General features: G+C 59.8%; 6 protein-coding genes and 1 pseudogene. All 7 read right to left on the bottom strand.

Features of this window, described 5'->3' with window-relative positions; all coding sequences use genetic code 11:
• Positions 1 to 2285: 2285 nt before the first annotated feature.
• Positions 2286 to 2672, bottom strand: a pseudogene (locus IC235_RS22900) (Ig-like domain-containing protein); the annotation flags it as partial.
• Between the two features lie 264 nt (positions 2673 to 2936).
• Complete coding sequence (locus IC235_RS18175; protein ID WP_191006623.1) at positions 2937 to 3842, bottom strand: class I SAM-dependent methyltransferase; 906 nt, start codon at positions 3840 to 3842, stop codon at positions 2937 to 2939.
• A 169-nt stretch (positions 3843 to 4011) separates the two neighbouring features.
• A complete protein-coding gene (gene mnmG / locus IC235_RS18170) occupies positions 4012 to 5880 on the bottom strand; it encodes a tRNA uridine-5-carboxymethylaminomethyl(34) synthesis enzyme MnmG (protein ID WP_191006622.1) in 1869 nt (622 codons plus the stop codon).
• Positions 5881 to 6116: 236 nt separating this feature from the next.
• Entirely contained in the window at positions 6117 to 6842 is a 726-nt protein-coding gene (locus tag IC235_RS18165; RefSeq protein ID WP_223847395.1) for a GNAT family N-acetyltransferase, read from the bottom strand.
• Between the two features lie 104 nt (positions 6843 to 6946).
• A complete protein-coding gene (gene ybeY / locus IC235_RS18160; RefSeq protein WP_191006621.1) occupies positions 6947 to 7444 on the bottom strand; it encodes an rRNA maturation RNase YbeY in 498 nt (165 codons plus the stop codon).
• A 6-nt stretch (positions 7445 to 7450) separates the two neighbouring features.
• The gene (locus IC235_RS18155) at positions 7451 to 7897 is read right to left on the bottom strand and encodes an ATP-binding protein (protein ID WP_191006620.1); all 447 of its coding nucleotides are present in this window, start codon (positions 7895 to 7897) and stop codon (positions 7451 to 7453) included.
• A 157-nt stretch (positions 7898 to 8054) separates the two neighbouring features.
• Entirely contained in the window at positions 8055 to 11552 is a 3498-nt protein-coding gene (locus IC235_RS18150) for a DUF4175 family protein (protein ID WP_223847394.1), read from the bottom strand.
• Between the last annotated feature and the right edge of the window lie 74 nt (positions 11553 to 11626).

Genomic DNA, 11626 nt, shown 5'->3' with positions numbered 1-11626 from the left:
TGAACCGGGCCCAAACCCTTGAACCGGGCCCAAACCCTTGAACCGGGCCCAAACCCTTGAACCGGGCCCAAACCCTTGAACCGGGCCCAAACCCTTGAACCGGGTTTTCCCCAACCTTAACTTTTTATTAAATCTTTTTCTAAAAATCTTCTTTTGTTTCCACTCATTAGGTCAGTTGATAAGTGGATAAGCCCGAAAGGTTATCCCCAGGGTGGAAAACGTGGGGGTAAGATGGGCCTTATCCACGTACTATCCACCGGCGTTGTGGAAAACAAAACACTGTTTTTCAGAATAATAACTCGTTTTCAACATTGCGAGAGCCTTTCCACATTTTTATTATCCCCGGCAATATGAGCATGTGGGAAGGCGGGATGGTGGGGAAAGGTTATCCCCGCTTATCCCCATGAGTTTTGCCCTGTGCGGGCTTCAGAACTACCAAAAAAACTTTTGCTCCACTTATCCCCGCCCAGCTAAGAAGTATCCCCCAGGTTATCCCCGAAATTGTCCACCAGCCAAAAATGATGTGGAAAAGCCAGTGGAAAACCGGGGGATTACCCGCCGAAAAGGCCCTCAGTAACTGGATTTGATCAAAAGTTATCCCCGAAAGCGGGTAAAATGACCGGACCAGACAATCGAAACCCGGATTCAGGGGCACCTAATACCTAAAAGTCCGGTGGTTTGTCGTGTTAGGTCCTGGGCCACGTGGTCAGGCCAAGGCAATACCTACCTATCTGGTAGTTGGCGGTAACAACGGGCTCATTATTTAACCCTCAGAGAGAAGCTACACCCAGGTGCGTACCGCTTAGGGTGTGTAGACAGTTGCCCCAAACCGATTCTGCGGAGCTTGTCGCCGCCTCTCTACCGGCCCGTTTTGACCCAACGAAGCAGTATCTAGGCGGCGACAACCTCCACAGGACGTCAGTAAGTTCTACCGCTTGTTTACTGTCACCCACCCTAGGAAATCTACCTCGAAGAGGGCAACAGAGACCAGGCAAGCGTCGGACGTCGAAAGAGCCTAGAGCAGCTTGGCACTTTCTCTAAAAGCTGAGGGGTTCCACGATGTCGAAGCCGGCCCGGACTTGCTGGGGTTTAGGGTTCAGATAAACCGGCTCGTGAGGCAGGAGCAGGTTGGGGTCGCCGTTGCGCCACTGGCCGTCGCCGTCGCTGTCAATCAGTACGCGCAGGTAGTAAATGCCGGGGGGAATATCGGCAAACAGGTAGGAGCCTTTGGGCGAAAATAGGCTGGTAACCACTTGCAGCTTATCGTTGAGCAGCTGCAGCTCGAAGTGTTTCTCCTTGGTCGTGATGGTGCCCGACAAGCTGGTGGAAATGTCCTGCTCGCTGATGCCCAGGCGCAGGGGGCGCAGCCGTAGCGCCTGGCCGGTAACGACCGTGATGGCTGCGCTGTCGAGGAGGATTTCGAGACGTTTCCGGGCCTTCGTATTGAAACGCACCGTAAGCTCCGTACGATCGGGGCTGAGGGCGCCATCCGCCGGCAAGCGTAGCGGACGGCGCTTAACCGAATCTTCAACCAGGGTACCGAAGGGGCTGCCCGCGGCAATGCGGACCGGAACGGCAAATAAAAACTTCACCTGGCCCTCTGGAAATACGGCGCGCGGGTTGCCTTCCACCGAATACAAGGGCGGGTTAGCGGTCTTTTTAGCGGTGGCCGGGGGCACCGGAAACTTCACCTGAAGCGTGTCGTGGCCCACGTTGCCGGTACTATCCGTCATGGTGAGCAGGTAGCGACCATCGCCCACCTCGGGGGTTTTGAACAGCACCAGCGAGCGGCCCCGGTCAGCAAGTAACATCGCCTCGGCCAAGGCGGCCGGGGCCGGGGAAGTGCCCAGGGTTACCAACGTAGCAGCGCGGAGGCCCTCGTTAAAGCTGAGCCGGAGCTGGGTGGGGCTGGGCGTCCGAGTTGTGAGCAGAGGCGGGCGCCGGTCGGGGTAGGTGAGCACTAAGGGCACGGGCGTACCGGTGCTGCCCGCGATGGTAATGGGCGCGGGCAGATAGGCAATTTTCTCGCCGGCGTCGTAGCGGCCATTGTTGTTTTTATCGGCCAGCGCGTAGATTTTATACTGTCCATCCTTAAGGAAGCTCAGGTTAAACTTACCATCCTTGTCGGTCAGGACCGTGTAATACGGCCGGCCGCGCTTCACGCCGACGGTGTCGGTTTCGCGGTAAAGGCCGACGCTGGCGCCGGTCACGGGCTTCGCGGTTAGCACATCGGTAACCACGCCGCTCACTTTGCCGGAGTCGAGCACGGCGCCGGTGCTGAAGTTGAGGTAGGCGTTTCGGGCCGGGAGCCCCTCCGTGATGTCGACCACGCCCTCCCGAAAATTGAAGCTGTAGGTGGTGTTGGGATCCAGCGGCTTGTCGAAGAGCAGCGTAATGGAGTTGCGGTCTTCGCGCAACTTGTAAGGGTTGTCGGGCGGCAGCTGGGGGGTGATGAGCAGGTTTTTGCTCAGCTCCTTGGTAACGACCGGTTCCGAAAAGTTCAGGCGCACGAACTTTTGGCTCACGTTACGGGCCGCACTATCGGGCGAGCTGCTGATACGGCGCGGGGGAGTACGATCGCGGGGACCACCCAGGGGCGGAGCCACCGCAGCGCAGCTTTCAAGCAAGGCAACCAGCGCCAGCAGAGCCAGCAGTTCAGCGCGAACAAACATCGATAAGTAAGAACAACGTGGTGAGGGTAAGCCTAACGAAGGAGGCACCAAGGTGTGTGGCCACGACCGGTCGGCGCACTATTGCCGAAGCCGGCTGGGTAGGTAACGCCGCCGTCGTGCGGCCTGGTATCGGCTACAAAGGTGAGCCCCGCCCCGTTACCGAAGCTCCAACCAAGCCACCCGAGCCGAGCTAATAGGTTCGGAAATGCCGGCGTTAACAGGCTACCAACCCCAAAAGCGCCCGCAATCGAGCCGGCTACCGCCTCAAGTAGCCGGATTGCGCTGGCTCGCTACGTACAGCAAACTTGAGAATTGTCCCTCGTGCTGCTTGGCATACTGGTTGGATTTGTAGCCCGCCTTCAGCACTGTGAGGATGCCGCCGGCCCGTTCGGCCTTGTGCTTTTCGCTGAGCATGCTCACGTAATAGGCGTCGAGGGGCATGGGCAGCGTTTCCCGGATAGTCAGCTTATGCTTTTTAAGCAGCTGGGCCATGGTCTTGGGCGCGAAATGGTAGAGGTGGCGCGGCACGTCGTACGCCGCCCAGAGCTCGCGGTAGTGCTGAGCATCCAGGCTCTCCACGTTCGGCACCGCAATCAGCATTACGCCGTCGGGCTTAAGCAAGGCTTTAAGCTGGGCCAGGGTCTCGTTGAGGGTATGCACGTGTTCGAGTACGTGCCAAAGCGTGATGGCATCGAACGTACCCGGCTGCAACGACGCCAGTTCTTGCTGTCCGATGGGCTGTTTAAGGCGTTGGCTGGCCTCTTCCCGGGCCCGGACATTGGGCTCCAAACCCGTAACCTGCCAACCGGCCGACTTGGCCGCCGCCAGGAAATGACCGGTGCCGCAGCCATAGTCCAGCAGCTGGCCCCGGCGAGGGGCCAGCCTATTCAGCAAGCTCACCTTGCGGCGCATGGTGAAAAACCGCGCCACTTTGTAGGCTTGGTTCACGAGCCCAGTGGCGCGGCTGTTGTGCGACACGTAGTCGTCCGACTCATAGTACCGGCCAATATCGGTCTGGCTGGGTCGGGGGTTGGTGAACTGGAAGCTGCAGGCCGTGCACTGTACGATGGCAAAGCTCTCGTGGCTCACCGTCCGGTCTTCGACCACCAGCTTGTTACGGAATTCGGGTTTGCTGCACACCGGACAGCTTTCTAATCGTTCGTAAGACACGGAAAAAAATAACTGGAAGCCGGCCGACGGAAGTGCGGCGCAGCAGCTTTTATAGCCCGGCAAAGTTCGCAAGATTTTATTGGCAATGGAACAGGACAAGGATAGCTAAAATAAAAGACCCTCTCGCTGGAGAGGTGCTCTAGCGAGAGGGTCTTTTTTAGCTTCCGGCCTACCGTCCCAGATACACCATCAGCACCGACACGTCGGCCGGCGAAATGCCGCTGATGCGGGCTGCCTGCCCAATGGTTTCCGGCTGAATCTTCAGCAGCTTTTCGCGGGCCTCGTGGCTGAGCGCCGGCATGGCCCGGTAGTCGAGTCGGCCCTGAATCACAAAGTTTTCCAGCTCTTGCTGCCGGGCCGCCTGCTGGTGCTCTTTGGCCAGGTAGGTTTCATACTTGATATTGATGATGGCTTGCTCCAGGGCTTCTTCATCGTAAGCCGACAGGGCTTCGTGCAGCGCGGGCAGGGCCCGGCGCAGGTCGGCCAGCTCCACGTTGGGGCGGCGCAGCAAATTCACGGCGCGGGTCTTCTCGTGGATTTCCGCCGACCCCAGCTCCACCAGCAGGGGGTTGATTTCAGCGGGCTCGATGGCAAACTTCCGGAGCAGCTCGCCCACTTCGGTCGTCTGGGCTTCCTTCATCCGCACACGGGCCAGCCGTTCGTCCGAAGCCAGGCCTAGCTCGTAGCCCAGTGGGGTGAGACGCAGGTCGGCGTTGTCTTGCCGCAGCAGAATGCGGTGCTCGGCGCGGCTCGTGAACATGCGGTAGGGCTCATCGGTGCCTTTGTTCACCAAGTCGTCGATCAGGACGCCGATGTAGGCTTCGCTCCTTTTTAGCACGAAGGGAGCCTGCCCGTGCACCTTGCGATGCGCGTTGATGCCGGCCATCAGGCCCTGGCAGGCGGCCTCCTCGTAGCCAGTGGTCCCGTTGATCTGGCCCGCGAAGTACAGGTTGGCCACGCGCTTGGTTTCGAGCGTCAGGCTTAGCTGGGTAGGCGGGAAGAAGTCGTACTCGATGGCGTAGCCGGGCCGGAACATCTTGGCGTTCTCAAAGCCCGCTATCTCGCGCAGGGCGCGGTACTGCACGTCCTCGGGTAGGCTGCTCGAGAAGCCGTTCACGTAGCACTCCACCGTGCTCCAGCCTTCGGGTTCGACGAAAATCTGGTGCCGGTCCTTGTCGGCGAAGCGGTTGATTTTGTCTTCCACGCTGGGGCAGTAGCGCGGCCCCAGCCCCTTAATGCGGCCCTGGAACATGGGCGACTTCTCGAAGCCCTCGCGCAGGATGTCGTGCACCCGCTCATTCGTGTAGGTGATGTAGCAGGGCCGCTGCCGGGTAAGGCGGGGCGTGTCGAGGTAAGAGAATTTACCGGGTTCGGCGTCGCCACTCTGCTCCTCCATTTTGGAGTAGTCGAGGCTGCGGCCGTCCACGCGGGGCGGGGTGCCGGTTTTCATGCGCCCGGCTTCGAAGCCCAGCTCCAGGAGCTGCTCCGTAATGCCGCGGCTGCCCTTCTCGGCGGCCCGGCCCCCACCGAAGTTCTTCTCGCCGATATGGATGAGGCCGTTCAGAAACGTGCCGTTGGTCAGCACCACCGACTTGCCCCGGAATTCGATGCCGAGCTGGGTCTTCACTCCTACTACGGTGTCGTTTTCCACCACAAGGCTGGTTACGGCCTCCTGCCAGAAGTCGACGTTGGCGATGCCCTCCAGAGTCAGGCGCCAGGCTTCGGCGAACCGCATGCGGTCGCTCTGGGCGCGCGGGCTCCACATGGCGGGGCCCTTGGAGCGGTTCAGCATCCGAAACTGAATCATGGTCTGGTCGGTGATGATGCCCGACTGCCCTCCCAGCGCGTCGATTTCGCGCACGATCTGGCCCTTGGCCACCCCGCCCATGGCCGGGTTGCACGACATCTGGGCGATGGTGTTCATGTTCATCGTCACCAACAGCACTTTCGAGCCCAGGTTAGCGGCAGCGGCGGCGGCCTCGCAGCCGGCATGGCCCGCCCCCACTACAATGACGTCGTATTCTTGTGGCTGATACATAGTAGCGCGAAGTCTCGCGAAGGTTAAAAGGTAAGTTTCGCAAAGGCGATAAAAAGCATAACCAAGCTTTGCGAAACTTGATTTCAACTTTGCGAAGCCTTGCGCAAAAAAACTCCACCGGGCATCGCGGCCCCAAAATTACGAAATCAAAAACCGCCAGCAGTTTCACGTGAAACAAGTTGCGGGTTCAAAAATTCGGGTTAAGCAGAACCTTAGCGGCCATTTAGCACCCTGCTTTACTCGGCCATTTCCGGTGGTTCCTCCGGCAACTGGTCGGCCAGCAAATCAGCCGACTGGGCGGCTACCGCCTCCCAGGAGAAGGGCTGCCAGTGGCCGTTGATGCTATCGAAAACCTCGGTGGCGGCGGGACCCAGAAACAGCTTGTAGTCGAACTTCGGGTAGCCGTGCACTACGTAGCCGGGGTAGTAGTAATCCAACTGCAAGCGGCGGGCGTAGTCGGCTTTCAGCAGCATCAGGTACTTGCCCAGGCTATACTGCCGGTAGGCCGGATCGTAGAAGTTCAGGATACCCGCCAAGGTGCGGCTGCCAAGGTCGAAAATACCGGCTGCCACCAGCCGGCCGCCGTCGCGCAGCTCGATGACGTGCGTGTTGAATACATTGTGCGCTGCGCCGCCCAGCAACACATCCTCCACGGTAGGGGCCGCATCGAAGGTTATGGCCTGAAGGTAGCGGGCGTATAGCGCCTCGTACTCCCGGGTGAGGCGGAACGGCTGGATGACGACTGCAAACCGGGCGTTGCGCGCCAGCAGCCGGCGGTGGGCTGGCCCCCACTGCACGCGGGCGAGCACCACGCGCAGCCAGTGGGCGGTGTACAGACGGCCATCGAACGGAACAAACTGGCAGGTGAACAGGTCCTGCTGCATCCGATAGTAGCCCTGGTCTAAATAAGAATCCAGAATTTCGCCCCGAATGATGGGCCAAGCAGAAGAAGAGGCGGCCATAGAAGGTCGAACGAAAGAGGCCCAGCTCCCCGACCAAGCAGGTTTAAAGCCAACCGACGCCCACTGAAAGCGGGCGTCGGTTGGCTTTAAAGACGGAAGCAATTCTAAAAGTTACGCAACGACAAGCAGTGGTCTTCCTTGGCCCGCATCGCCGTCTGGCTTAACAAGTCCTTGTCGTGATAGCCGAGCAGGTGCAGCACCCCATGAATCATCACGCGGTGCAGCTCATCGCGAAAACTCAGGCCCAGCTCCCGAGCGTTTTCACGCACCCGCTCCACGCTGATAAAAATGTCGCCTTCCAGAATATCGGCATCATCCGAGTTATCGAAGGTGATGACGTCGGTCAAGGTGTCGTGGTCGAGGTATTCAACGTTGAGCTGGTGCAGGTAGGCATCCGAGCAGAAGATATAGGTAAGCTGCACGATGCGGTGCTCGTGCACGGCCGCGATGCGCTCAATCCATTCCACGAGGCCTTCGGCATCCGATAGCTCGAACTCGGGCACGTCTTCCACCATAAACTCAATGCCCGGGGCCTCGTGATGCAGCTCGCCGGGGGGAAAATTGTCGTGGTGGGGCGGTCCCACCGGCGGATGGCTGATCATAGGATGTTAGGCGGCGATGTGGTCGGCAGTAGGGGTTCCGTCGGTGGGGGCTTGCGTTAGCTGAAAGGTGAGTTGCACGCGGCGGCCTTCCTTGCTGAACTCCACCTCATCGGCTAGGTGGCGGATGAGGAAGATGCCCCGGCCACCCGGGTTCTCCAGGTTTTCGGGCGACGTGGGGTCGTCGAGGTTGTCGTAGTTGAAGCCTGCGCCCTCGTCTTCGATTTCGAACTTAAGCTGCTGGGGCTCTACGTACAGCGACAAATAGACGTTCTTGTCTTTATCAAACTTATTGCCGTGCCGAATGGCGTTGTTCACCGCTTCGGTCACGGCCACCATGATGTTGCCGTAGATGTCGTCCTCAATCTGAAAGGTATCCTTGGAGTTATCGATAAAACTCTCCACCACGCGGATGTTTTCGACGAGCGACGGAATCTGAATTTTTACCTGCTTCATAAGGCGGTTTGATGGGAAGAGCAGCAGCGAGTCTGGGGCGGCAAAAGTAGTCTTTTCACGGCAAAAAGCCACAAGAATTTAGGTCGCCAACCGCCGCATGGTTCCGACAGAGCATTAATTCATTAACGGAATTGCCAATGACTCGGGTGAGCCATGATTATTTAATTTTCTGAAAGTACTCGCTCACCTCGCGTTGGTAGTACGGAGTGAGGTTCGGAGGACTACTACGTAGTAACTCGGTTTGGCGTTCTTTATTCACTCGGTATTTGTCGAAGGCCGGCGGAAAAACCGGGGGCTTAGCCTGGGCCGCCTGGGCCTCGCGCTTGGTGTCCTGGTCGCGCTCCCGGGCCGATTTCTCCACTTCCAGCATGCGGGTGAGGATTTGTTGCTGGCGCATGATGGTTTCTTGCGTCAGGCGCTTGTTGACGAGGTCGGTTTCGGTTTGCTCCATTAGCTTCTTGATATCGCCGGTTCCACCGCTGCCCGCTTTGCCTTTGCCCTCCTGGCCGTTCTGGCCGTCCTCCTTGCCCTCCTGGCGGCCGTCCTTACTCTGCCCCTGGGAGCCCCCGGGCTTGCCACCCTGCTGCAGTTTGTCGAGCTGCTGCATGGCCTGGCGCAGCATCTGCTGCTGCCCCGCCAGCTTGGCCAGCTCTTCCGACATGGCCCGGCCGGTTTTGCCGCTTTTCGAAAGCTGCTGAATCTGCTCGTTGAGCTGCTTTTGCATCTGGCCCATGCTGCCCGGGCCGGGCTTGCCGCCCTGGCCTTGCCCCTGCCCCTTGCCTTTTTTACGGCCTTTGCCCTGGCCCGGCTGGGGCTGGCCTTTGCCGGCCTGCTGCTCCTGCTGCATTTGGTTGAGCGAGCTTTGCAGCATCAGGGCCAGGTTGTTCATGCTGGTCATCGCTTGCTGCTGGGTGGTGGTGGCCCGGCCCAGATCGCGCTGCTGAATGTGGGTGAGCGATTCGTTCATCCGACTGTTCACCTCGTTCACTTCGCGGGTTACGAAACTCTTGATTTTGGGCTCCCGCTTAGCCAGGGCGTACAGGGAGTCCTGCACAATTTTGGCGTCGTCGCGCAGCTTGCGCTGCGTCTGGCCCAGCTGCACGAAGCGGGGGTCGCTCTGGTCTACCTTGCGGAAGTCCTTCATCAGGCTTTCCTGGTCGAAGCTCAGGGTGAGCAGGTTGTCCAGAATGTTGCGCAAGTCGTCGATGTTCTGCTGGGCCTGGTCGCTTTCTTCCTCGCTCATCTGGTCGCGCATTTTCTTGGCCATCTGCTTGAGGCGGGCCGCGGCGCTTTTCTGCTTGGCCGCCGCTTTGGCGTTCTGGTTTTTGGCGAGCTGCTGCTGGCTTTCCTGCATGTCCTGCTCGGCTTGCTCCTGCTCGGGCTTCTGCTCGTCCATGCCGTTCTGGTCGCCGAGCTCCTTGTCCATTTTCTTCAGCTCCTGAAGCTCCTTTTTAAGGTCCTCAAACGCCTGCTGGTTCTGGGCCTGCTCCTGTTTGAGCTGTTCATTTTTCGCTTTCTGCTCCTGGTTCGAAGTCTTATTGTCGGGGTTTTCCTTGTCGTTCTGAGCAGTCTTCTCGGCTAGCTGCTCCTGCTCCTTGGCCAATTCATCGAGCTTGCTGGCGGTTTCTTCCACCTTCTGCTCCAATTGCATCTGCTTGAACATTTCCAGGGCGCGGTCCAGCTCCTTTTGTAAGGTGTCTTCTTTGTTCTCGAGCTGCTGCAGCAGCTTTTGCATCTCCGCGTTGGGCTGTTGCTGCTCTTCGAGCAGTTTCTGCAGCTTCTCGTACAGCTTCTTGGTTTCGGGGTCGAGCAGGTCGGCCATCAGCTTCTTCAGCTCTTCCGCTTTCTTGGCCAGCTCCTCGCTCTTGGGGCTGAGCTGGTCCTGCTTCTGCTGCAGCTGCTCAAACATCTTCTGCATCTGCTCCAGCTGTTGGTTCATCTGCTGCTTTTGGTCGAGCATGTTTTCCAGCTGCCGGCGGTCCTGGAAGCTCATGTCGCGCTTGGTCTTGAGCTTATCTTGGGCCTTGGCCAGCTCGCGTTCCAGCTTTTCACTCTGCTTGGCGGCTTGGCTCAGCTGGCTGGCGACGGACTGCGCCTGGGCGTTCAGCTCCTGGCGCATTTCGCGGCGGCTGGGCAGCCGGAACTCGGCGGGCCGGGTGCGCGCCGCCTTGGGGCCGTGTACGCCGTCGTTGTCCCAGGCTTCCACGTAGTATTCGAGGCGGTCGCCGGGCCGCAGGTTCAGGGGGTTCAGGTTCCAGGTGTAGGCGTACGTGCCCGCGCTGCCGGTGGGCAGGGCCAGGGATTTTTGGCCGCGGATACCCTGGTTCTGGTTGTTGCGCCTCAGCTCGTAGTGCAGCTCCAGCCGGGTCAGGCCATAATCGTCGCGCACGGTGCCGCCCAAAGCCAGGTAACGCCGCGTAATCGTGTCCGGGAAGGCCTCCAGGGTGAGCGCGGGCGCCAGGTCGGGCACGGCCGTCAGCTGGTAGGCAATGGGGTCGCGGTTCAGGCTGGCCGGGTTTTTCAGGCGCAACAAATACGGCTGGGAGCGCAGCACTTGCCGCGAGGCCACAAAAGTGCCATCTTCGCCGGTAGCGGTCAAGGTCTCATCGGGGTTTTGGAATACCAGGGCCAGCTCGTCGGTGGCGGCCGTAGCAAACTCCCAGCGCACCGTGCTGCCCTCGGGCACCGTCAGGTTGCCGCCATTCTCAATGGTCTCGGCGGCTTTGCCGGTGTAGGCTGGGTAGGTGATGTTGACTTTAAAATCGCGCAGGTTGGGCCGTTCCCGCACGGTTAGCTGATACTCGGGCGAGTTAAACCCGGCGCCCTTGAGCTGGAACGTCACGTTGCCCTGCGGCTGCTCGAAGGTGTAGCGAAACAGGTCGCCGTGGCCAGCCACCTTGCTCAGGCGCCGCTCCCCGTCGTCGTAGGCAATGCTAACTTCGGCCGGGAGGGCCGCCCCGGCCACGCCCACGTCCAGCGTGAAATCCTCGCCCCGGAAAGCCGTCAGCTGGCGGTTTTTGATGACAAACTCAAACGGTGCCGGGGGAGAATACGCCCGCCGGTAGTGCCAGATGCGTTCCGTGCCCTGCACCAAAAAGCTGGGGTAAAGAGCGAGCAGGGCCAGGAGCACGGCTACCGGCACGGCCGCGTACTTCCAGAGCGGCCGGCTCTGCTGCCTGATGTCGATGCCCTGAGCAAAAGATATTTGGCCGAGCTGGGCCGCGCGCTGTTCGAGGCTAGCCGCAATCAGGGCGTTGTCGCGGGCTTGGCCTTGCAGCTGCAAGGCATTCACTAGCCGGTCCTGCACTTCGGGGAACAGCTCTCCTACCCGGCGGGCCGCCTGCTCATCGCTCAGCAGCCGGCGCAGGTTGGTGAGCGCCGCCAGGGGCGTCCAGATCCAGCGCGCAAAGCTGTACACCACCAGGGCCAGGAAGCCGAACAGCAGGGCGGCCCGCCCCGCCGTGGGCAGGTACAGAAAGTATTCGAGCCCGTTGAACACCACGAACAGCGTGAGCAGCAGTCCGCCCGCTACCAGCAGGCCCCGCACGAGCAGGTTCAGGTAAAACTTGCGCTTGAAGGCTTCCAGCTCCGTCCGCACCCGCGCCAGGGCCGGGTACTCGGCCGCCGAAGTGCCGCGCTCCATCAACATCGCCATAAATCAGGACATCAGGTCTTATTCAGGCAAGATACATCAGGAACTAAGGCTTGGTTCGGTACCGAGCTCGGGTA

This window comes from Hymenobacter montanus (assembly GCF_014699115.1).
Taxonomy (GTDB): domain Bacteria; phylum Bacteroidota; class Bacteroidia; order Cytophagales; family Hymenobacteraceae; genus Hymenobacter; species Hymenobacter montanus.
This window is presented reverse-complemented; position numbering and strand designations above follow the sequence as displayed.